Here is a 23,519-nt window from a genome sequence, read left to right as displayed (position 1 = left end):
GCTGCCTTGATCATGAACAATACTTTAAAACAAATGATAAACAGGGGCACGTTTTTATTTACGCTTGTCATTATCGCGCTGTTAAGCGATATCAAAAATACCTTTGCCCAGGCCGAATCGCCTAAAGAGGATGATTTTTTTAAGATCATGAAAGTGCCTGCACCCGAAGGTACCATATTGGAAGTTGGCGGTTTGTGTACGCTGCCTAACGGCACTTTAGCTGTAACTACCCGTCGCGGTGATATTTTTATGGTTGAAAACCCAACTGGTCAGCATCCTTTCTTTCGCAAATTTGCATCGGGACTGCATGAGGTTTTGGGAGCAGCCTGGAAAGATGGTGCTTTATACGTTGTTCAACGCGGCGAATTGACCAAACTGGTTGATACCAATATGGATGGCAAGGCCGATGTTTTTGAAACTATTTATGCCTGGCCGTTATCGGGCAATTACCATGAATACAGCTTCGGACCTAAAATTGCCCCTGACGGCTCATTCTTTGTTACCCTGAATTTAGGCTTTCCGCCGGATTGGTGGCATCCGAAAAGCTTTGTGCCGTACCGCGGCTGGGCTTTAAATATTAAGGAAGATGGTACCGTTACCCCATGGGCGGCCGGTTTCCGCTCGCCTTGCGGGATCAGTATGATTGATGGCGAACTTTGGTATTCTGACAACCAGGGCGACTGGGTAGGCTCAGGCAGCATTATGCCGATTAAAAAAGGCGCTTTCATGGGGCATCCATCAAGCCTGGTCTGGACAGGTTTGCCTAATTCGCCTTTAAAGCTTACTTCCGAACAATTCTTCGCCAAAAATAATCCGAGGATCGAGTTTGATAAAAATGGCCAACCCGTAAAACCACAAGACGTGGTAAATGAAAAATTCAAGACAGAATTTGAGGCAAAAAAGGAAATTCCTGAACTGCAGTTGCCTGCTGTTTGGTTGCCGCATGGTATCCTGGGGATCTCCAACTCTGAAATTGTTAAGATCCCCGAAGGCGCGTTTGGTCCTTTTGCGGGCCAGTTATTGGTGTGTGATCAAGGCCAAAGCATGGTTGACAGGATCTTTCTGGAAAAAGTTAACGGTGAATACCAGGGTGCCGCATGGGCTTTTCGGAGTGGTTTTCAGTCGGGTATAGTAAGGTTGGCCTGGTTGCCTGATGGATCATTAGCTGCCGGCGAAACCAACCGTGGCTGGGGATCGGCGGGGGAGGCTACTATGGGCTTACAACGCTTGGTCTGGAATAATAAAGTTCCTTTTGAGATGCGCGCCATCCGCGCCATGCCCGATGGTTTTGAAATTGAATTTACTAAGCCGGTTGATAAAAAGGTGGCTGAAGATATTGCTTCTTATTCTGTTGAAAGCTATATCTACAAATATCATGGCGTGTATGGCAGTCCGCCGGTAAATACCGAAAAATGCCCGATAGCGGGTGTTAAGGTATCTGCTGATGGTTTAAAAGTACGTTTGATCGTAAATAATCTGCGTAAATATTATATCCATACCATTACGCTTGCTGCTATTCGCGATAAGGAAAACTATTTCAACCTTGTTCATCCAACGGCATATTATACGCTGAATAACATACCCGAAGGGCAAAAGCTTTCCATGACGGAAGTAAGCACAATAAACTCGGCTAAAGTAACGGCTTCGGCAGCGTTGAAAAAGGGTGCGACCGCTAAAGGTGCTGCCGCAAAAAGCGCTGCCGGATTAAATGCTATCCCTACTTATGCCGAAGTGCAGCCCCTCTTGCTGAAGAATACCTGTTTATCGTGCCATAACGCTACCAAAAGACAGGTTGGACCGGCATATGTGGATGTGGCTAAGCGGAAATACAGCGTGAATGAACTGGTGCAACTTATCCATAATCCAAAGCCTGAACACTGGCCTGACTACTCAACCCCAATGCCGCCAATGCCGCAAGTACCTAAAGAGGAAGCCCGGAAGATAGCTTTATGGATCAAATCACTGGCTAAATAGGGCTAAAAGCCGAAGGCAGAAAGCTAAAAGCAGTTGGTTAATTACTGTTTAGGATATTAATGTTTTTATATAAAGTTCAATGAAACGCAAACTTATTTTCACTGCCTTATTAGCGGGTAGTTCATTATTAACATTCGCGCAGCAAATTGCAAAACCGGAAGATACCGAGATCTGGTCGCCGGTGCCTGCTGTAGTTACCCCGGGCAAAACTCCCGGCGATGCACCTTCTGATGCCATCATTTTGTTCGATGGAAAAAACCTCGACGAGTGGGTAGCTACGAACGATACCACATCCAGCCATAAATGGAAAGTTGATGATAAAATCATCACCGTTGATAAAACCGCAGGCGATATCCAAACTAAACGCAGGTTCATGGATTTTCAACTGCATATCGAATACCGGATCCCATCAAACATAACCGGCAGCGGACAAGCACGTGGTAACAGCGGTATTTTCCTGGCGGCCCTGCCCTGGGGAGCTGGAGGTTACGAATTACAGGTGCTTGATAACTACAATAACAAAACTTATGTGAATGGGCAAGTAGGAAGCTTATATAAACAAGCCATTCCGCTGGCAAATGTCTGCCGTAAACCCGGCGAGTGGCAAACTTATGATGTGATCTGGACTGCGCCGCGTTTTAACGAGGATGGTTCATTGAAATCGGCAGCGCGTGCTACAGTGCTTCATAATGGTGTGCTGGTTCAAAATAATACTTCATTGGTAGGAGATACACCATACATCGGTAAACCCGAATATCGTAAGCATGGTGCTTCGCCAATAAAGCTGCAAGCACATGGGGATAAAAGTGAGCCTATCAGTTATCGTAATATTTGGATAAGAGAGTTGGGACAATAATTAAGTTTCTATAAAAAACGTCATTGCGAGGTACGAAGCAATCCCCGACTTTACAGGGCGGATTTGCAAAGTTCCTCTGCTTATTGGGGATTGCTTCGTGCCTCGCAATGACGAGTTATTATTGCTGCTATTTTCCTCTTGCGCTCGTTACAAACGAGAGCGGGATCAAAAATAAAAAATGTCATTGAGAGCGCAGCGCGGTAATCGCATGCTATACAGAGTCGCTCTGCTTCCGTGCCATTGCTTCGTCGTTCCTCCTCCTAATGACATGACTTTTAAACCTTAACTCACCATCTTCTTCCTCTCAATATTAGGCAACAAGCCAGTAAAAATTCCTATCAGCGGCAAATAAGCACAGATCTTAAATACATAATTGATACTGGTCATATCCGCAACTTTACCCAGTATTGCCGAGCCTAAACCGCCCATGCCAAATGCCAGCCCGAAGAACAGCCCCGCTATTAACCCTACTTTTCCAGGAACCAGCTCAGTAGCATACACTAAGATGGCCGAAAAGGCTGATGAAAGGATCAGTCCGATAAATACAGACAAAACGCCTGTCCAAAACAGTGATACGTAGGGCAGGAGCATGGTAAATGGCGCTACGCCTAATATCGAGATCCAGATGATGTATTTGCGGCCAAAACGGTCGCCTAATGGGCCGCCGAAAAGTGTACCGGCAGCAACCGATCCTAAAAACATAAACAAATAAATTTGCGACTGCTGGATGCTCAGGTGAAATTTATTGATCAGGAAGAAGGTATAGTAGCTGGTGATACTGGCCAGGTAAAAATACTTGGAGAAGATAAGAACAAGTAACACCCCCAAAGAGAATATCACGCGCCTTTTAGAGATATTAAGATGCACGGCCTCTTTCGCGTTTTTGTTTTTTGCGTTGAGGCTCAGGCGTTCGGCATACCATTTCGCTATCCGCAGTAATACCAATATGCCGGCAAAGGCGATAAGGCAAAACCAGATCACGTTTGACTGACCGTAAGGAATTACAATAAGAGCGGCCAACAGCGGACCGATAGCACTCCCGGCATTACCGCCAAGCTGAAAAATAGATTGCGCCAGCCCTTTTTTACCTCCGGATGCCAAATGTGCCACACGCGATGATTCGGGGTGAAAAATAGATGAGCCAATACCAATGAGGCTCACTGCCATCAGCATAATATAAAAGCTACCGGCAAATGATGCCAGCAATAATCCGGATAATGTAAAACTCATGCCCATTGCCAGCGAATATGGCTTTGGTTTTTTATCAGTATAAAGACCTACAAATGGCTGTAAAATTGATGCGGTTATTTGATAAGTAAAGGTAATAAGCCCTATTTGGGTAAAGTTGAGGCTGAACCGTTGCTTGATAAGCGGGTATATAGATGGTATAACCGATTGAAGCATGTCATTAATAAAATGTGCAAGACTTATCGTAAATAAAATTGAATACACAGTTTGCTGAACCAGTTTTTTAGGTTCGGGGATGGTAGTTGTTGGTGATGTAGATTCCATTGATTGTAGATAAAAATATAAAACGTTATATCATCAGATGAATTTGGTGAAATTTTTTAATGTTGATGAATTTCGAGAGCTGTATTCCAGGCCTGTTTTGAATCGCAATCGAGAATATTTTTCAGGAGCTTTTCGTGAAGGTGCTGTGTGTCGATAAAAATGCGTGTATCAGGGTGGATTTCAGTAAACCAGTTTTTTAAGTGGACGGCTGCCGTTTTATATAAATCGCTCAGGATCTCGTTTTTTGACGCTTCGGCAATAGCAATGTGAAATTTAACATCGGCATCAATACATTCTTCCAACAGCCCGGCTTCGGCAGTTTTTTTCCGGGTTGCCAAATGGCTTTTCATGGTGAAGATGTCCTTCTGCGAGCGGTTTATAGCTGCTTTTTCCGCTATTTTCATTTCCAATAGCTGCCTTACCTCATCAAGGTCCTGTGACCGGGCGCGTTTTAAGCGGGCTTCCATGGGCTCGGGGTTGCTGGCTGCGCGTTCCACAAACGTCCCCGCGCCTTGCTGGATCCTGAGCAGACCGGATTGTACCAGGCTTTTAGTTGCTTCGCGGATGCTTGAGCGGCCAACGCCAAACTCGGCCATGAGTTCGGGTTCGGTAGGTAGCTTGTCGTTTATTTGGTAATGGCCGCCGGCTATCTGCTCTTTCAATTTCTCTGCGATCTCTTCGGCCAGTGACTTTTTAATAATCTTGCTCATATCTGTAATTCATCAGATGAATTACAAAGGTATACGTTTATCTGAAATATCAAAATCGTATTTAAATCAAAATCAATCTGCAAAAAAATAATGCTCATTTGTGATCAACACTTTCTAAAGCATTAATATATATTTAAATTTAGCTTAACATTTGTGCCGTTACTTTGATGTGATAAAAATACCCCTGTGAAACAATACTCGGATGCACAACTTTTACTTGAACTGCAGGGCGGTGACGATAGGGCATTCAGGGAAATTTATGAGCGTTATGCAGATAAGCTGATCGCTTTTGCATTAAAGAAGACACAGAACGAGGATGAAGCGATGGATATGGTGCAGGAGCTGTTCCTCTCTATCTGGAAAAATCGCCATACTATCCAGGTGAATGGTGCGCTTGAGGCTTATTTGATGGTTTCCATTAACTATATGAGCTATAAGTGGTATAAAAAGCAAAGCACTAAACCACGCCCCCTGGAGGATGTTGCCGAAATACAGGAAACTTACGAGCATAGCACCGATCAAAAACTCTCCCTTGCAGAATTGCGCCTGCTGATAAACCAGGAAATAGCGGATATGCCCGAAAAAATGCGCCAGGTTTATTTGTGCAGCCGCGAGCAGGACATGACCGGTCCGCAGATTGCAGAGTTTTTAGGTTTATCTCATCAAACAGTACGCAACCAGATCAGCAATGCTTTAAGCAGGCTGAAAAAATCTGTTCAGAAATATTATAACGTTATCCCCTTTGATAATTACGGCAGATTTTTGCTGCTGATAATTTTTTTCAAACGCTTATAGTACACTCCTCCCTTCCCGGTCACTTAAGTGGTATAAAGCCCTTGTTAGGTGAATCAGAAAGAAATAAAAAGACTACTCCATAAGTTTAACGCCGGCAAATGCACCGACGAGGAATTGCAGCTTTTACAGCAGTTAATGCACAACCTCGACACGGATGCCGAAGCCGGTGAAAAAATCCAGGCCCTTAAACAACCCCTTTGGGAACGAATAGAAAAGCAGACCATAGCTAAAGTAAATGTCCGTAGGTTAAATACTACATGGTTAAAAGTAGCTGCTGCCGTGTTGGTAGCTGTTTGTGCCGGATTATTCTATTCAAGGTTAGCGCAACATAAGCCCGAACAATTAGTTTACCAGGTAATCACTGCTCCAAAAGGCAGTATGAAACAGGTAATGCTGCCCGATAGTACTACCGTTCAGTTAAATGCAGGTACATCAATCAAATTCCCGGTTACATTCAGTGCTGCAAAAAGAGAAGTTACCCTGATCAACGGTGAAGCCTTTTTTGATGTTAAACACGATGCTTCAAAGCCGTTCCTGGTGCATACGGCTAAGGTTACTACGCAGGTATTAGGTACCTCATTCAATATCAAATTTTATAAAGAACTACCCGACATCCAGGTATTTGTAAACAGCGGTAAGGTTGAGGTTCATGATCAGAAGCATACCCTTGGTTTTTATACACCGCAACAACAGCTAACCTATAATAAGCATACCCAAAGCTTTACGCGTGAGCAAGTAGCCGGTGATCATTCGCTGAGCTGGATGCATGATGAACTGATACTGGACAATGTTTCATTTAAGGAAATCACAGTTTACCTGCAAAACCGCTACAGCGTAAACTTTAAATACACCGGTAAAAGGTTAAGTCAGCAGCATTATTCGGTAAGGTTTTCAAATAAGCTCAATATCAGCCAGGTACTGGATATACTACAGTTTATTGACGGCCGGAAGTATAAGCTAAAAGGAGATACAGTAAATATTAAATAATAATATAAAAGGAAAACCAATGCCTGCTACGAACAAGCACTGGCTCATTAAGTGTAGCTGCCAAAAACTAAAAGCCAACAGGCAGTTACTAATCACTTTAAAAACAAATGTATGGAAAAATCTTTAACCCGGATTTCAAGAAGATTAATCACAGCAATTTTATTGCTGGTAACAACCCTGGCGGCATCATTGCCGGTACGCGCTTCGGCCGAACGTAGTGCGTCGCTAATGGATCAGCCGGTAACTGTAAAGTTTGCCGACGAAACCATGGATGCCTCGCTCGAGAAACTCAAAAAAGCGGTTAACACCGTTGCATTTAACTACAAAATGGATGATGTAGCCGCGGTAAAAGTAAAGGCAAACTCATTTGTAAACAAACCCTTAAAAGATGTACTTAGTGCTTTAACCGCCAATACACAATTGGAGTACCGGGAAAAGTATGGTACCATCATCATCTCGCACAAAAAAATGATGCGTGCTGCCGAAAAAATTACTGTTACCGGAACGGTGACCGATAAAGACGGTCCGCTTGCCGGTGTTGCTGTGCGCAGCAAAACATCAACGGCTGCTACTTCAACCGATATTAACGGTAATTTTAAAATTGCTGTTGAAAAAGGTGAAGTGCTGGTTTTTAGCTTTATCGGTTACAAAAGCCGTGAAGCTACAGCTGATCAATCGCCGCTTAACATCACTTTGGATACTGATGTTACCGGTTTAAATGCTGTAGTGGTTGTTGGTTACGGTACGCAAAAGAATACCGACGTAACAGGTTCGGTAGGTTCATTAAAAGTTAGTAACGTTAAAGACCGTTCGGTAGGTTCGGTTACCGAAATGCTGCAAGGACAAATAGCAGGCGTTACCGTATTAAATGAAGGTGGCGATCCAACTTCGGGCCCAAGCATCAGGCTGCGTGGCCAGAGCTCTTTTAACAATGAAGGTCCGCTGGTAGTTGTTGACGGTACTATTTATAATGGCGGCCCTATCGACCCTTCAGATATTGAATCAATCGACGTATTGAAAGATTCATACGCTGCTATCTATGGTGCTAAAGCTGCAGGTGGTGTAATCCTGATCACCACCAAACGTGGTAAACAAGGCAAAACCAATCTTGACATTACTGCAAAAGGTGGTGTACAAAATGCTTTGAAAATCTTGCAGGCGTTAAACGCAGCTGATTATGCAGATGCTATCAACACGGCTTATGATAATGCAGGCAAAACCCGTTTGCCCGCCTTTGATGCAACCATAAACTCAGATTCGCGCATCACCCGTACCAACTGGACAAATGCGCTTTTTAAAACAGGTTATGTACAGGATTATAACCTGAATATCAGCGGCGGTAGCGAAAAGTCAACTTTTTATATCTCTGGCGGCTATCGTAAAAACGATGCTATCCTGTTAAATACCAATGCTATCCGCTATAACTTTCGCGTTAACTCCGATCACCAGATCAATAACTGGTTGAAAATAGGCGAGAGTTTCTCTTACTCTTATAACAACGGGCAGGGCGCCAACACGACAAGCGCTTATACCGGTGCTATATTATCAGCCATATTCTATCCACCTAACGCATCAATTTATAATGCAGACGGCAGCTTCGGTGGTGTACCCGCACAATACGCTGGTTCATATGGCGACGTAATTAACCCGGTTGCTTATTTAAAGCGTTTAGATAACAGCGATGCGCAAAACAGCTTCAATATCAATCCTTATGTTGAAGTTAACCTGATCAAAGGTTTAAAATTTCGCTCAAATCTTGGTATAACTAAAAACCTGGAGACCATCAAAAACTTTAGCACAAGGGTTTTGGAGCCAGGGAAAAAGTTTTTTGATAACTTCCTGTTCCAGGAGCAATACAATGCCCGTACAATCCTTGCCGAGCAAACTTTAAACTTTGACCGTACTTTCGGCAATCACCACGTAAGTGCTTTGGCAGGTTACACCTACCAGAATGATACACAGGAATTTTTTAGTGTTAATACTGATAACTACCTGAGCGAAGATCCTGCTTACCGTTACATCATTAACGGCAGCCTTAACCCAACAGGTGTGCCGTTGCAAGGTAATAAAAACGAATCGGCATTGATCTCATACCTGGGTAGGATCGGTTACGACTATGCAGGCAAATACTTCATTAATGGTATCATCCGTCGTGATGCGACATCATTATTATCGAGTAAAAACCGCGCTGAAGTTTATCCAGGTGTGTCAGCAGGTTGGTTGATCAGCAAGGAATCATTTTTCCCTACCGATGCATTGGTTTCATTTGCTAAGCTAAGGGCAAGTTATGGTCAGTCAGGTAACCTTGCAGGTTTGCCAAGCTTCCCGACTTCGGTTTCTTTAACTAAAACTGCCGGATATTTAGGCAGTCCGGCGGCAGCCATTACAGGTTCTGCTGTTGATGGTTTGGCTAACCTTAATCTTAAATGGGAAAAAGCTACACAAACTGATGTTGGTGTTGATTTAGGACTGTTGAATGGTAAGGTTAATGTTACTGCTGATGTGTTCCAGAAAACGAATACCCGCTTCCTGTTCCAGCCGCCGGTGGCCGCTGTTTATGGTGTATCAAATCCTCCGTTTGTTAACGGTGGAAAAATCCAGAACAAAGGCGTTGAGCTATCTCTGAAGTACAATGGCAGTGTAGGGGAGCTTCATTATAATTTAACCGCTAACGGATCGTACATTAAAAACAAGATAGATGACATTTTACCAGGACAACAAACCATCCTTTCTGGTCCTACGGTAAGGGATAACCTGGTACCTGTTTGGTTACAGCAAGGTTATTCTTTGTACTCTTTCTTCGGTTTGAAAACCGCTGGATTGTTCCAGTCACAGGATGAAGTGAACAATTATAAAGGATCTTCGGGCGCACTTATTCAGCCAAATGCAAAGCCTGGCGATATTAAATTCCAGGACCTTAACCACGATGGCAAAATAACCGAAGCTGATAAAACTTATTTGGGTACACCGTTCCCTAAATTCAGCTATGGTTTTACAGCAAACTTTAACTATGGTCCATTTGATTTGAGTGTGTTTTTACAAGGTATTGCAGGCAACAAGCTTTTCAACGCTGTTAAATACACCGGCCTGAACGCATCTATCCAAAACTATAACCTGCTGGCCGATGCTAAAAATGCATGGACGCCAAGCCATACCAACACCAATATTCCGCGCCTTTCAGCAAGTGACGCAAACGGCAACTTTGGTAACGTATCTGACTTTTATGTAGAGAATGGCTCGTACATGCGCATTAAAAACGTAACGCTTGGTTATACTTTGCCAAAAGCACTGCTGACTAAAATTGGTGTAAGAAGCGCCCGCATTTTCGCCAATGCGCAAAACCTGGCAACATTTACCAAATACACAGGTCTCGACCCGGAAGTTGGTATCAACCAAAATGGTGTTGATTTAGGCTTGTATCCGCAGGCAAGGATCATTTTAGTAGGTGTTAACGTAGGCTTATAAGAAATCAGGAACGATAATTAAGGAGATACAGAGATGAAATTTAAAAATATAATTAGCAAAGGCTTAATGGGTGTAATGATTATTGCACTGGCCCAAAGCTGTAAAAAAGGTACTTTAGATAATATTAAACCAACCGGTACGCCAACCAGTACTAACTTCTGGAAAACAGCCGACGATGCTCAGGCGGCTGCCAATGGCTTATACGAAAAGCAAAGCAACAGCGAAGATCTTTACGGTCGCGGGTTCTTTTGGTTCATTAACGCCAGCGATGATATGGTGGTAGGCCGTACCTCAGCCGACAGGGAAAATATCAAAAACTTTATCTGCACAGGTAACGAGAGCAGCATTTACGCACCATGGCAATTGCACTTTGTGGTAATGAAACGTGCGAATGATGTGATCAACAATGTGCCAAACATTAGCATGGATGCAGCCACTAAAAACTTTATTTTAGGTCAGGCTTACTTTATTCACGCTGTAATGCACCTGGAAATTGCCGATTTATACGGCTCAGACAAACAAGGTGCTCCTTTACAAAACCGTACCAATGCATTGGCTTTCCCTGCTCAGTTGCCATCGGTAAAAGATAACTATGCCTATATCGAAGCTGATTTGAAAAAGGCCGCGTCTTTATTGCCTTATTTTGATAAGCTGGCCACTACTGATTATGGTCGTGCACATAAAACAGCTGCCTACGCATACCTGGCTAAAACGTATCTGCATGCTAAGGATTACGCTAATGCCGAAAAATATGCCGATTCGGTTATCCTGAGCGGAAAACATACTTTGTTAGGCAATTATGCCGATGTGTTTAAGATCGCCAATAACTATAGCTCTGAGTATATCTGGTCGGTAGCCAGTAACCTGAATGGTCAGAGTATTTTACCGGGTGCCATGCTGGAGAATAAAGGCTGGGGCTTATATAACGGTTTCGGTTACTATCAGCCAACTAAAGAGCTGGTTGATGAATTTGAAACCGGCGATAAAAGGCTTGCTGCCACCATCCTTCAAAAAGGTGATAGCTTCCAATATTTCGGGCAGACTTACACTTACCCAATCGGCGGTAAAAGCAATAGCTTAACCGGTTACCAGTTCAATAAATATATGGAGCCGTTTAGCTATGCAGGTGGTATCCACGTTAGCCCTAATGGTGACGAACCATCAACAGATTTAAACGTGCCGTTATTGCGCTATGCCGAGATCTTACTGATCAAAGCTGAAGCCCAGATCATGCAGGGTAAAAACGGTGATGCTGCGCTTAATCTTGTACGCGTTCGTGCCGGTTTAAAACCAATCACCAATGCTACAATGGTTAACCTGAAACACGAACGCCGTGTTGAATTGGCTGGTGAGTGGAGTGATCGTAACTTTGATTTGGTTCGTTGGGGCGATGCACAGGCAATTTACGCAAAACCGTTACACGGTTCGGATGGCTCAGTTGTGTGGAAAGCACGTAACTTTGACCCGGCGAGGGATAACGTTTGGCCTATCCCGCCAAAGGATATCCAGATAAGCCAGGGGCAGCTGAAACAGAACGCCGGCTGGTAATTGAAACATTGAAACTTAAAAAACCGGGCATAGCCCGGTTTTGCTATATCTATACCAAATGAAAAAAAGTACTACCCTAATTATGCTGGCGGCGTTGTTGTCAACCGCTGGTCTTAAAGTCAATGCGCAGGTTAAAATCTACACAGTGGCCGACGCGCATTCCCACAACGACTACAAAAACAATATCCCTTTTTACCGGGCCTATGAAAAAGGCTTCGGTTCTATTGAGGCCGACTGTTATGCCGTTAACGGGCAGCTAATGGTGGCGCATGATAAAAAAGAGATAGATGCTAAGCGTTCGCTGAAAGCTTTGTATCTCGACCCGCTGATTGAAAAATTTAAACGCGACCCGCAACGTCATTTAAGGCTGCTCATTGAGATCAAGGAAGATCATAAAGCAGTATTGCCGCTGGTAATTAAAGAGCTTAAGCCATTGGAGCAGTACTTCGCTTATGAAGGTCACCCGGGCAGGTTATCTATAGTGATGACCGGTGCTGTACCGCCTGCTGCGGAAATGACCAATTATCCAGCCTGGATCTCCTTTGATGTTGATCATATGGATGGCTTTACGCCCGAGCAATGGAAAAAGGTTGGGCTGGTAAGCTTCCCTTTCGGCAAATACATTCACTGGAATGGTAAAGGCGTATTGAACAATGAAGAGATTGCCAGGATAAAAGGCGGGATTGACAGTGTACACAACGCCGGTAAAAAGATCCGCTTTTGGGAAACACCTGATACCAAAAGTAGCTGGCTTGCACTGATCCGTTTAGGGGTGGATGTGATTGGTACCGATAAAATAGAAGAGCTTGGCGATTTCCTGGATAAGAAGCCCAAAAGCGAATACACCGCGCCGCAGCCCTATGCTATTTATAAGCCAAGCTATAAATCGGATGGTACGGTTAAGAAGGTTAAAAATATTATTTTGTGTATTGGCGATGGTATGGGCTTGTCGCAGATCTATTCAACCTATACCGCAAACCGTGGGCAGCTGAATATTTTTCAGATGCTGAATATCGGCTTTTCGGTAACCAATTCTGCTGATGCTTACATTACCGATTCGGCGGCAGGAGCAACTGCTTTTGCATCTGGCCAGAAAACTAATGACAGGGCTATCGGTGTTGACCCATCAGGCAAACCTTTAAAATCCCTGGCCGATTACAGCGCTGAAGCGGGTAAAAAAGTAGCCGATATTGCTGTTTGCGAATTAACAGACGCAACTCCTGCTGCTTTTTACGCGCATGATTCGGAGCGGAGCCATTCAGTAGCTATTGCCAGTCAGATCACATCTTCGCCGGTAGATATCTTTTTGGGTTCGGCTTATAAAGATTTTACGCAGCCTGTTAATGGCGAAACTACTGTCGATAAAATGAAAAATAGGGGATATGCAGTTATTCGCAACTTTGACGACTTTTTAAATAGTTCATCGCCAAAGATCTTAGCCCTGATGGACGATAGTGTAACCCGTCCTAAAATGGAGGGTAGAGGTAACTACCTGCCGCTGGCATTCAATAAAGTAACTCAAACATTTAAGAATGCGCCAAAAGGCTTCTTTATGATGATTGAAGGCTCGCAGATTGATCATGGTGGCCATGCCAATAATCTGAAACAGGTGATCACCGAAAACAGCGATTTTGATCGTGTGGTTGGTGATGCCTTGAAATTTGCCGATGAAGACGGCGAAACCCTGGTAATTGTAACTGCCGATCATGAAACAGGCGGCTTAACCCTGCTTGATGGCAGCATCAACAATGGTTATGTGTGGGGCGATTTCAGTACCAACGATCATACCGGCACTCCGGTTCCGGTGTTTAGTTACGGGCCGCATTCGCTTGATTTTAGAGGGGTTTACAGTAATACGGAGATCTTTAATAAGATTAAGGTTTTGTTGCAACCGCAGTAATAATAACAAACTGTCATTTCGACGAACATCGCGTTGGGACGGCGGGGTAGGGTGAGGAGAAATCTTGTACGCCATGCACTTCACATGCAAGGCGTACAAGATTTCTCCTCGCCCTTTTTTGGCCCTGCGCTCCATTCGTCGAAATGACATTAGAAATTAAAACCCGTTTTGTATTTTTATGCAAACCAATTTCCTGAAATATGTGGGCAACAGAATCCCTTTGGCTCGAGGTGGCTATAGTAAGTATCATTTACGCACTCGGTAATATCATTTTTTGTCATTTTGAAGAACGGACGCCCGTTGTGCGCCGGGTTGGCAAATATCTTTTGACACTTATTATAGTTGTAGTCATTTCTTTTTACCTCGGTAGGACTATTGCCATGTTATTCTTAGCCATATTTAACGTTCCATCAGGGTCTCTCGCAGAGGAGCCTGATGTATACGCCATGCAAATTTGCTGCTATGAATATCCTGGCAGATGGTTAGTATGCGGTGAACCTCAGGTTCCTCTGCGAGAGCCCCTGAGGGGACATGGACAATTGGTACATAAAAACCATGTCATAGCAATGACATGGTTTTATTCCTTCTCGTCCTTTGCTTTGTCCTGCGCTCCACTCGTCAAAATGACATTAAGTTTTTCCTTTAACGTCCCATCAGGGTCTCTCGCAGAGGACCCTGATGTATACGCCATGTAAATTTGCTGCTATGAATATCCTGGTAGGCGGTTAGTATGCGGTGAGCCTCAGGGTCCTCTGCGAGAGACCCTGAGGGGACATGAGTAATACGGAGATTTTTAATAAGATTAAGGCTTTGTTGCAGCAGGCAGAATAGTGATTTCGCGCCAATGGGCTATAAAAAGGAAAAACTTAGCGTCTTTGCGCCTTTGCGCGAAAAATTAAAACCGGCGAACCTAAAAGCAAATATTACGAGTTCAGGAAATGGGATAAAAATATTTTCGACCCAAAATGATCAGGCTATGATCTGTACCCATCCTGAGTAAATGGTGCCGTTTTTAAGATCGATCTTGTAATAGTAAGTTCCGGGCGGTAACCTTTTGCCGTTGTAGGTTCCATCCCATGCCTTCGTATAGCCTTTTGCGTTATATACTATTGTTCCATAGCGGTTAAAAACCTGTGTGATAGCGTTGTCATGAGCTCCAAGAGCATCCATTTGCCAGGTGTCGTTTATCCCGTCGCCATTGGGCGTAAAAGTATTGGGGATAATGAATTTATCCACAACCTTTACCTCAACAGCCGCTTTCGACTCCAGGTTGCAGGAGCCGGGTTCCAGTACATGTAAAATGTAAGTGATATTGCTGGTTGGAAACACAAAGGGCTCTAATGAGGTAGTATTACTGATATTTTCATTAGGTGTCCAGTAATAGGAAACATTGTTTCCGCTTACCTGGGCGTGAAGCTGGATTCTTTCGCCTTTAATAACCTCACGTGTAGCGGTGGCGTATGCTCCGGGGCCCTGGTTTACCGTTAAGGTAACAGCACTTTTTGCTTTGCAGTTGTTATTGGTCACTTCAACGGTATAGGTGGTAGTTTCATCGGGGGAAGCCATCGGACTGGCAATATTGGGGTTCGACAGGCCGGTTGCCGGGAACCATTTGTACGATGTTCCCCCTGTTGCGTGTAGTTGGATCTTGTCACCCTTACAAACCGTGCGGTTTTCACCTGCATTGGCAATTATGAGAGCATTGACGTTTACCGTAACCGCCGGCGCAATACTTGAGCAGCCGTTTTTAAAAACTGTAACGTGATATTGACCGGCCATACCCGCTGTGGCATTGCTGATCGCAGGATTTTGCTGCGCTGATGTAAAGCCATTGGGCCCCGTCCAACTATAGCTATCACCTGCAGATGTAGTAAGATAGATGTTCTCGCCGGGACATACCGGTGAGCTTGCTGTCGCGATTACCGGTTCGGGATTGACGATATTGAGGGTTACGGCTGATGAAATTAACCTGCATTGTGCTGAGGTAATATTACCCGACTGTGCTACCAGCGTTCTGTATTGATAGCTACCTGCAATTGCCGGCTGATGAAGCGGATAAGTGGCCAATGTAGCACCCTGAATATTGATCCATCCGTTTGGGGTATTTACTTGCCACTGGTAAACAGGATTGGCATAGGGGAGATCAGTGGCGGATGCGACATTTAAATTATATACCTCATTCGCTTCCGCGCAGCCTTTTGCGGTAAAAGCTGTTTTATCATTATTAAAATAAGCAGTTAAGGCAGGTCCGTAGGGATGCAAAGAAATGTCATCCAGCGCCACATCATTCCCATATCCACCGCTTGCATTATTGGTCATTTTTATGGTTACATCGCCACCGGTTGGAGGAGTGCTGAAAGTAATATTATATTCAAGCCAGCCTAAGCCGTTGCCGATAGGGCCGGTATGGTTCGTTTTAGTCTCGAGCGATGTAGTTACCGAAAAGGTGATATCAGGTTTGATGCCGCCCTCTTTCATTAAATTCAATACATAAACACTGAAGCGGTAGGTGGTGCCGGGGCATAGTGTTTTAACCGTTCTTTTATAAAACTCGTCGACAGTGTTGGTGGCATCCACGATCATCATGTAGCCATTAGATTGCCCCGGTGTATGATTACCGGTTTGAAGCCACGATTCGGGGTACATCCCAGCCGTTGAATTGGCAATGGTATAGCTGCCCTCACCCGGTTGTGATGGTATGTAATTATAGGTAGTAGAAAAATCGCCGTCGTTAATTTTCGGACCTATCTGGGCCGCTCCCGAACCAAAGTCTTCAATTAATACAGGCTCCCCCTCCTGCGCTTTTACGCGCAGGGCTAACTGTGGCAATAGGAATCCCATCGCCAGTAAAGTGATAAATTTCATGTGTTTTTACGCATGTCGGCAAGACTTGCAACGCGCTCGCGTATCTTGCTTAAAAGTTTAATCAAAGCGGCCGGGGGACAGCCGGTATTGATATAAACTCGGGTTAATGTTGTGTTTTTTTAAGTGGGGGTTGCAAAAGGAAAGCCATGCCGGAGGGGGGCTCTGTACGCTGAAGGGAGTTTAAAACAATAGGGACTAAAGTGTGTAATCGGGAAAATGAAAACTTTACAGATGGTAAAAACGTAGGTTGTAAAAAATACACTAAGTAGCTGTGTTGCACTTTTGTTGAAAGCCGATATCTAAAAGTAGGATACAGATTGTAAAACATAGTTTACAAAAAGATAAAAATCCAATGGCTTAATTTTTGCTAAGCCGGCCAGGTTTATTTTTAATGCTGTTGTTGATTCTTTTCTACCATAAATCCCATTGTGGGAAAATAAATCTACATATCATGGTTGTTTTTGATCGTGATAATGGTATTCTCGTTAGCTCTTTGCTTAAGTTTTAATTAAATGAACAACTTGAACAACCTATATATTAAAAGCACAAAAGGAACGGAATGAACAGAGGGGGAATTTCAGGAAGGAGTAATTAGAAATTTAAATGGATAGTGGCTTTTTAAATTCTCTCCTTGTTTATAAACCACGTCATTGCGAGGTACGAAGCAATCGCAAACTATACAGGGCGGGTCTGCAAGTCGGGGATTGCTTCGTACAGCAATGACGTTTTTAATGGCATGCCGGGTTTGAAGTTTATTACTTAACTGATAGATATAACACCGCAGCAAGAGATGCCCCAACCAAAGGCGCAACCACCGGGATCCAGGCATAGGCCCAGTCGCTCGTCCCTTTGCCTTTTATTGGTAATAACATGTGCATAAACCGTGGACCCAAATCACGAGCCGGGTTGATAGCATAGCCCGTTGTACCGCCTAATGACAGGCCTATTACCCAAACCAATAACGCAACCGGAATTGCACCAATAGAACCAAGGCCGATAGGGGTTTTAGCCGGCGTAATTTCCGCACCTGCTATATAGAAAATAGTAAACAGCAGTACAAAAGCGCCAATCACTTCACTGGCAATATTCGATACATAATTACGCACGGCAGGACCTGTACAAAATACGGCCAGTATAGAGGCTGGATCATTTGTGCGTTTAAAATGATCATAATACATTATCCATACTAAAAATGCACCAAGGCAGGCACCCGCAAACTGGGCAATAATGTATGGTATAACATTTGCCCAGGCAAACTTGCCCGCAATAGCAAGTGCTAAAGTTACGGCCGGATTAAGATGTGCCCCGCTATACGGCCCGGCAACAACCACGCCTACAAAAACAGCCAGGCCCCAGGCCGTGGTAATTACTATCCATCCGCTGTTGTTTCCCTTGGTATCTTTTAAAACTACGTTGGCTACTACGCCATCGCCTAATAATATCATGAGCATGGTGCCTATTAACTCGGCTACAAATGGAGACATGTTAAAATATTTTAAAGGTGGATATTAAATAACTGTTACCGGATGCCCGGAGTTCGACCAGCATTGGGCCGTGCTTACCGCGCGTTGCCAGCCTGCTATGCCGGTTTTTACTTCATCAAGGTCATCGCCCGGTGTAAACTCAGCTTCGGCTGCCCATAATTGTTGGATCTCAGCGATGTCTTTCCAATAGCCCACGGCCAGTCCGGCCATGTAAGCTACGCCAAGCGCCGTTGTTTCAGTAACTTCCGGCCGGATCACTTTACAGTTCAGTATGTCCGATTGAAACTGCATAAGCATGTTATTGGCAGTTGCGCCACCATCCACACGTAGTTCTTTTATCTCCATTCCGGCATCGGCTTCCATGGCTTTAAGTACATCCATGGTTTGGTAAGCGATAGATGCCAGTGCAGCCCTTGAAATATGGGCTGCAGTAGCGCCACGGGTTAGGCCAACTATGGCCCCGCGTACTTCCGGGTCCCAGTAGGGCGCACCCAGTCCCGCAAATGCCGGTACAAAGTAAACGCCCGCGGTATCTTTTACTGATGTTGCCAGTTTTTCAACATCGGCAGATGTTTTGATAATGCCCAGCCCATCGCGCAGCCATTGCACTACTGCGCCGCCTATAAAAATACTGCCTTCAAAAGCATAGGTTATTTCGCCGTTTATTTTCCAGGCGATGGTGGTAAGCAGGTTGTTTTTTGATTTAATAAACTCGTGACCGATATTCATCAGCATAAAACAGCCGGTACCGTAGGTGTTTTTAACCATGGCTTTATCAATGCACATCTGCCCGAATAAGGCCGCATGCTGATCGCCGGCTATACCTGCTATCGGGATCCTTTGCGCAAATATGTTATTGGCAGTATGGCCATATAATTCGCTCGATTGTTTTACTTCGGGCAATATACTTTTGGGGATATTGAAGAGCTGTAACAGCTCATCGTCCCATTGCTGGGTGCGGATGTTGAACAGCATGGTACGGCCGGCATTGGTTACATCGGTTGCATGTACTTCGCTGCGGGTGAGTTGCCAGATGAGCCAGCTGTCAACTGTGCCAAAGGCAAGCTCGCCTGCTTCGGCCTGCGCCCTTGCACCTTCAACGTTATCCAGGATCCATTTTATTTTTGAACCCGAAAAGTAGGCATCTATCACGAGCCCTGTTTTATCGCGGATCATATCACTATAGCCGTTTTGCTTCAATTCGTCGCAGAAGGCAGCAGTGCGCCTGTCCTGCCAAACTATGGCATTATGAATGGGTTCACCGGTTTTGCGGTTCCATACTATGGTGGTTTCGCGCTGGTTGGTTATACCTATGGCTTTGATATTTCCGCCGCCTAAGCCTGCTTTGGCAATAGCCTCTACCGCAACCGAGATCTGGCCCGCCCAGATCTCATTAGGATCGTGCTCAACCCAGCCCGGTTTAGGGAAGTATTGTTTAAATTCTTTTTGTGCCGAAGTAATGATCTTGCCCGCATGATCAAAAATTATGGCCCGCGAACTGGTAGTGCCCTGGTCGAGCGCTAAAATATATTCCTGCATAATTTGGTTTGGTTTACCTTGGTTTATTTATTCAATATCACATTAAAATTGTTCATTTTAATGCGGTGTTAGTATATAATTTTTTGCTGTTTCGTTAAAGGCTTTAATTTGTGCTTGTTCCCATGCTGCATCTTTTCCAAGTTCGCCGGCCATGAGGCGGGCTACTTCGGGTGCCATTGCGGTAGCCAGGCGGGCATCTAAAAATAACACACGGGTGCGGCGAGCCAGCATATCTTCAACAGTACGCGCCATCTCGTTTCTTACCGACCAGATCACCTCGGCCTTAGTGTAGCTGCCTTCAGCGTGAACAGGGTTTTTCCAGTCAGGATTTTCACTATGCAAAGCCAAAACTTTTTCAATATCGGCACCATAAACAAACATAGGGTTTGCGCGGTCGGGTTCGGGGCGACTGCCATGAATGGATAAGGATGCCGTTTTGCAAGGTGTGTTGTTCAGCCCGCCTGTTTCAATAGCCTTATCAACTATGTCCTCAGCCATTTTGCGGTAAGTAGTCCATTTGCCGCCGGTTATGGTAATCAATCCTGACGCGGAAACGATCAGTTTGTGGCTCCTTGAAATTTCTTTTGTTTTTGACGATCCGTCCTGTGGTGCAGCAAGCGGCCTTAAGCCTGCAAAAACGCTTAAAACATCTGCGCGGGTAGGGGCTTTGGTAAGGTATTTGCCGGCGGTTCGTAATATAAATTCCACTTCCTCATCCAGCGCTACCGGCTCAAGGCTGTGCGAGTCGATAGGGGTATCGGTTGTGCCTATCAATAATTTCTCATGCCATGGAACGGCGAAAAGTACGCGCCCATCCTCGGTTTTGGGGATCATCAGTGCATCCTCTGCCGGCAAAAATGAACGGTCGAGCACAAGGTGTACGCCCTGGCTTGGCCTAACCATCGGCTTTTTCTCTGGCGTATCCATTTTTAGCACGTTGTCAACAAAAACACCGGTCGCATTGATTACCGTTTTTGCTTTTATTTGGTAATTGGTGCCGGTTTCTGTATCGGTCGCTTTTACGCCTGTAATTTTACCGGCTGTATCTTTGGTCAATCCGGTTATTTTAAAGTAATTGAGCAGGGTAGCGCCCTGTTCAATAGCTGTTTGCGCCAGGTTTATGGCAAGCCTTGAATCGTCGAATTGCCCGTCATGATAAACAACGCCACCGTGAAGTCCTTTTTCTTGTATTCCCGGCAACCGTTTAGTGGTTTCTTTTTTGGAGATGTGTTTTGCCCGGCCAAAACTCAGCTTGCCAGCTAATAAATCGTAAATACTGAGACCTATAGTATAAAAGACGCCATCCCACCACGAGTAGTTGGGGATGATGAAACTTTCGTTTTTTACAAGATGAGGCGCGTTTTTTAATAGTAATCCCCGCTCGCGTAAAGCTTCACGTACAAGACCTATATCGCCTTGTGCTAAATACCGTACTCCGCCATGTACCAGTTTGGTAGCGCGGCTCGAGGTGCCTTTGGCAAAATCGGCCTGTTCCAGTAATAATGTAGAGAAGCCGCGTGAAGCTGAATCGACAGCCGCGCCAAGTCCTGTAGCGCCACCACCTATAATAATCAGGTCCCAGATCTTTTCGGTGTCGTGAAGATGGTTGAGATTGGCCTCTCTTGTAAATAGATTCATTTTATTTCGATATTTATTCAAATATATAAAATCGAAATAAAATAAAACTAAATGAAATTAAAAATAATTTTATTTCATTACTTTTGTTGATAAGCAGCACAATAGGCTTTGTAAAACATTACAGTTGATTTTTCTGTTTAATTTAGCGATCATGAGTAAAAATACCGACCGGCATAAGTTTATCCTGCAAAAAGTTGACACAGATGGGTTTGTGAATGTGCAGGACCTGAGCAGCCAGTTAAGTGTTTCGGAAGTTACTATCCGAAAGGACCTGAAACTTTTGGAAGATAAAAACCTGCTTTTCAGAACGCATGGCGGTGCAAGCAAAACAAACCCTTACGCTAATGACAGGCCGGTTGCCGAAAAGGAAAAGCTGAACGGTCCCGAAAAGAGAAAAATCGCCGCCGAAGCCGCTGTGAGGATAGAAACTAATGATTCGGTTATTATAGCCTCGGGTACTACCATGCTTGCCCTTGCCCGTTCCATGCAGCCTAATAAGCATCTTACAGTGGTTACGGCTGCATTACCGGTAGCTCTTGAGCTTTTGCAGCACCCGCAGGTTGATATTGTTCAATTAGGCGGGCAAATGCGAAACACTTCATCATCGGTAACCGGGAATTACGCCGAATTGATGCTTGATGATATGCTATGCGGTGTTTTGTTTTTAGGGGTAGATGGTATTGATCCCGAAATAGGGCTCACCACTACCAATTTATCCGAAGCGCGCCTTAATCAAAAAATGATCAATGCAGCTCAAACTACCATTGTACTGGCCGATAGCACTAAATTCGGTAAAAGGGGATTAGCAAAGATCTGTTCGTTGGATCAGATCAATGAAATTATTACCGATAGCGGTATCAGCCCGGCAATGCTCAATATGCTGGAAGAAAAAGGGGTGAAGGTAACGGTTGTTTAGGTAGATATACTGATGTTGAAGGATAAATAAAAAATGTCATTGCGAGCGAAGCGCGGCAATCCCGTCGCCGATGCATGTCCGATTTGTATAGTTACGAGATTGCATTGTGGCTTTTCCTGCTCGAAACATAGTTAAAACGGGTGTCATGCTGAGCCTGTCGAAGCATAGTGGATAGGGCCTCTGCGCGCGAGTCTTCGACAAGCGCAGACTGACAGTTCTTTATATAAATCCTTTCACTGACGACGACCGTACTATCAACTGCGTATCTACTTTCTCCGTAGTAAATTCTTCAACGGGCCATTTACTTTCAATGGTTTTGATCAACATTTCGGTGGCCATCTGTCCTATCTGGAAGGCCGGCTGGCGTACCACTGTTAAAGGGGGATCAAACAGATCAACCACATCTGAGTTGGTGAAACCGGCTATCGCGATATCTCCCGGAACTTTTAACCCCCATTTTTTTAATATCGACATACTGCTGATGGTGAGTCTGTCACTACCAATAAAAATGGCTTCCGGCTTATCATCCAATGCCAGCAATTCTTTCAGTACGATCTCAACTTCATCCTGGATCATACCGCCGTGATTGCAATGTTTCAGGTATTCGGGTCTGAATTCAACACCATATTGATCAAGTGCTGCCTTGTAACCATCAAAACGCTCATGACTGATGAGCAGGTTATTTGAATTAGTTAGATGGGCTATTTTGGTAAAGCCCGAGTTGATCAATGCTTCAGTACCATTAAATGCGCCCTGGAAATTATTGGCTATCACTTTGTGGGTATTCAGATCGGGGGCAGCCCTGTCAAAAAACACGATAGGGAAACCTTTATCCAGCAGGTATTTATATTGAGAAGTATCGGTTGTTTGTGCCGATAATGATACCAGCAAACCATCCACATGCCTTGACAGCAAGTGTTTTACATTGGCGCTTTCCCTGTCAAATGATTCGTGCGTTTGCGTGATAATAACATGGTACCCGCGGTTATATGCTATGGATTCGATACCGTTAATGGCCTGCGAAAAATAATCATTCGCAACCTCGCATACCACTACACCTATCGAGTGGCTTTTTTGCTCTTTAAGGCTTAATGCTATCGGGTTGGGCCGGTAATTTATCTTTTCGGCATACTCAAGCACAAGCTTTTTAGTTTCAGTGCCTATTTCATAACTCCCGTTCAACGCTCTTGATACCGTTGATGTTGACACACCCAAAGCCTTGGCAATATCCTTAATGGTAACTGATTCAAACATAATTTAATCCGGCAGCAGGTTCTAAAATATCCAGGGAAAAATTGATACGGGCTAAGTTATTTTAAAAAATGAATAT

The 23,519-nt window shown here is 44.4% G+C and carries 15 protein-coding genes; 8 read left to right on the top strand and 7 right to left on the bottom strand.

What is annotated here, in order from left to right:
- Positions 1-12 precede the first annotated feature (12 nt).
- Both AC1DUD_RS04170 and AC1DUD_RS04165 read left to right on the top strand, forming a co-directional pair.
- Positions 13-1,974 carry a hypothetical protein gene (locus AC1DUD_RS04170; protein WP_477371929.1) on the top strand — a complete coding sequence of 654 codons (1,962 nt, stop codon included), beginning with the start codon at positions 13-15 and terminating at the stop codon, positions 1,972-1,974.
- Positions 1,975-2,053: 79 nt separating this feature from the next.
- A complete protein-coding gene (locus tag AC1DUD_RS04165; RefSeq protein ID WP_477371927.1) occupies positions 2,054-2,830 on the top strand; it encodes a 3-keto-disaccharide hydrolase in 777 nt (258 codons plus the stop codon).
- A 282-nt stretch (positions 2,831-3,112) separates the two neighbouring features.
- Here the strand turns inward: AC1DUD_RS04165 and AC1DUD_RS04160 are convergent, their stop codons facing one another.
- Both AC1DUD_RS04160 and AC1DUD_RS04155 read right to left on the bottom strand, forming a co-directional pair.
- Positions 3,113-4,342 carry an MFS transporter gene (locus AC1DUD_RS04160; protein WP_477371925.1) on the bottom strand — a complete coding sequence of 410 codons (1,230 nt, stop codon included), beginning with the start codon at positions 4,340-4,342 and terminating at the stop codon, positions 3,113-3,115.
- 56 nt (positions 4,343-4,398) lie between these two features.
- Positions 4,399-5,052: a FadR/GntR family transcriptional regulator gene (locus tag AC1DUD_RS04155; protein WP_477371923.1), complete on the bottom strand. Its 654-nt coding sequence runs from the start codon at positions 5,050-5,052 to the stop codon at positions 4,399-4,401.
- Between the two features lie 186 nt (positions 5,053-5,238).
- Here AC1DUD_RS04155 and AC1DUD_RS04150 point away from each other — a divergent pair, with 186 nt between their 5' ends.
- From AC1DUD_RS04150 to AC1DUD_RS04130, 5 genes are all read left to right on the top strand, one after another.
- A complete protein-coding gene (locus AC1DUD_RS04150) occupies positions 5,239-5,847 on the top strand; it encodes an RNA polymerase sigma factor (protein ID WP_477371921.1) in 609 nt (202 codons plus the stop codon).
- 48 nt (positions 5,848-5,895) lie between these two features.
- Complete coding sequence (locus AC1DUD_RS04145) at positions 5,896-6,834, top strand: FecR family protein (RefSeq protein WP_477371919.1); 939 nt, start codon at positions 5,896-5,898, stop codon at positions 6,832-6,834.
- A 111-nt stretch (positions 6,835-6,945) separates the two neighbouring features.
- Positions 6,946-10,299: a SusC/RagA family TonB-linked outer membrane protein gene (locus AC1DUD_RS04140; RefSeq protein ID WP_477371917.1), complete on the top strand. Its 3,354-nt coding sequence runs from the start codon at positions 6,946-6,948 to the stop codon at positions 10,297-10,299.
- Between the two features lie 33 nt (positions 10,300-10,332).
- Positions 10,333-11,847, top strand: a complete 1,515-nt coding sequence (locus AC1DUD_RS04135) for a RagB/SusD family nutrient uptake outer membrane protein (RefSeq protein WP_477371915.1) — start codon at positions 10,333-10,335, stop codon at positions 11,845-11,847.
- 58 nt (positions 11,848-11,905) lie between these two features.
- Complete coding sequence (locus AC1DUD_RS04130) at positions 11,906-13,747, top strand: alkaline phosphatase (RefSeq protein ID WP_477371913.1); 1,842 nt, start codon at positions 11,906-11,908, stop codon at positions 13,745-13,747.
- A 969-nt stretch (positions 13,748-14,716) separates the two neighbouring features.
- Here AC1DUD_RS04130 and AC1DUD_RS04125 read toward each other — a convergent pair.
- The 4 genes from AC1DUD_RS04125 to AC1DUD_RS04110 form a co-directional block, all read right to left on the bottom strand.
- Complete coding sequence (locus tag AC1DUD_RS04125; RefSeq protein WP_477371911.1) at positions 14,717-16,612, bottom strand: gliding motility-associated C-terminal domain-containing protein; 1,896 nt, start codon at positions 16,610-16,612, stop codon at positions 14,717-14,719.
- Between the two features lie 755 nt (positions 16,613-17,367).
- The gene (locus AC1DUD_RS04120; RefSeq protein ID WP_477371908.1) at positions 17,368-18,096 is read right to left on the bottom strand and encodes an MIP/aquaporin family protein; all 729 of its coding nucleotides are present in this window, start codon (positions 18,094-18,096) and stop codon (positions 17,368-17,370) included.
- 24 nt (positions 18,097-18,120) lie between these two features.
- Positions 18,121-19,635: a glycerol kinase GlpK gene (gene glpK, locus AC1DUD_RS04115; RefSeq protein ID WP_477371906.1), complete on the bottom strand. Its 1,515-nt coding sequence runs from the start codon at positions 19,633-19,635 to the stop codon at positions 18,121-18,123.
- A 57-nt stretch (positions 19,636-19,692) separates the two neighbouring features.
- Entirely contained in the window at positions 19,693-21,273 is a 1,581-nt protein-coding gene (locus AC1DUD_RS04110; protein WP_477371904.1) for a glycerol-3-phosphate dehydrogenase/oxidase, read from the bottom strand.
- A 151-nt stretch (positions 21,274-21,424) separates the two neighbouring features.
- Between AC1DUD_RS04110 and AC1DUD_RS04105 the strand changes: the two genes are divergently transcribed.
- Positions 21,425-22,189, top strand: a complete 765-nt coding sequence (locus tag AC1DUD_RS04105) for a DeoR/GlpR family DNA-binding transcription regulator (protein WP_477371902.1) — start codon at positions 21,425-21,427, stop codon at positions 22,187-22,189.
- Positions 22,190-22,408: 219 nt separating this feature from the next.
- Here AC1DUD_RS04105 and AC1DUD_RS04100 read toward each other — a convergent pair whose 3' ends face one another.
- Positions 22,409-23,443 carry a LacI family DNA-binding transcriptional regulator gene (locus AC1DUD_RS04100; RefSeq protein ID WP_477371900.1) on the bottom strand — a complete coding sequence of 345 codons (1,035 nt, stop codon included), beginning with the start codon at positions 23,441-23,443 and terminating at the stop codon, positions 22,409-22,411.
- Between the last annotated feature and the right edge of the window lie 76 nt (positions 23,444-23,519).

This window comes from Mucilaginibacter sp. P4_A11 (assembly GCF_056402535.1).
This window is presented reverse-complemented; position numbering and strand designations above follow the sequence as displayed.

Bases quoted from the DNA above. Each gene is read 5' to 3' on its own strand.
- AC1DUD_RS04170 (WP_477371929.1), top strand. From the start codon at position 13: ATGAACAATACTTTAAAACAAATGATAAACAGGGGCACGTTTTTATTT.
- AC1DUD_RS04165 (WP_477371927.1), top strand. From the start codon at position 2,054: ATGAAACGCAAACTTATTTTCACTGCCTTATTAGCGGGTAGTTCATTA.
- AC1DUD_RS04160 (WP_477371925.1), bottom strand. From the start codon at position 4,342: ATGGAATCTACATCACCAACAACTACCATCCCCGAACCTAAAAAACTG.
- AC1DUD_RS04155 (WP_477371923.1), bottom strand. From the start codon at position 5,052: ATGAGCAAGATTATTAAAAAGTCACTGGCCGAAGAGATCGCAGAGAAA.
- AC1DUD_RS04140 (WP_477371917.1), top strand. From the start codon at position 6,946: ATGGAAAAATCTTTAACCCGGATTTCAAGAAGATTAATCACAGCAATT.
- AC1DUD_RS04135 (WP_477371915.1), top strand. From the start codon at position 10,333: ATGAAATTTAAAAATATAATTAGCAAAGGCTTAATGGGTGTAATGATT.
- AC1DUD_RS04130 (WP_477371913.1), top strand. From the start codon at position 11,906: ATGAAAAAAAGTACTACCCTAATTATGCTGGCGGCGTTGTTGTCAACC.
- AC1DUD_RS04125 (WP_477371911.1), bottom strand. From the start codon at position 16,612: ATGAAATTTATCACTTTACTGGCGATGGGATTCCTATTGCCACAGTTA.
- AC1DUD_RS04120 (WP_477371908.1), bottom strand. From the start codon at position 18,096: ATGTCTCCATTTGTAGCCGAGTTAATAGGCACCATGCTCATGATATTA.
- glpK (WP_477371906.1), bottom strand. From the start codon at position 19,635: ATGCAGGAATATATTTTAGCGCTCGACCAGGGCACTACCAGTTCGCGG.
- AC1DUD_RS04110 (WP_477371904.1), bottom strand. From the start codon at position 21,273: ATGAATCTATTTACAAGAGAGGCCAATCTCAACCATCTTCACGACACC.
- AC1DUD_RS04105 (WP_477371902.1), top strand. From the start codon at position 21,425: ATGAGTAAAAATACCGACCGGCATAAGTTTATCCTGCAAAAAGTTGAC.
- AC1DUD_RS04100 (WP_477371900.1), bottom strand. From the start codon at position 23,443: ATGTTTGAATCAGTTACCATTAAGGATATTGCCAAGGCTTTGGGTGTG.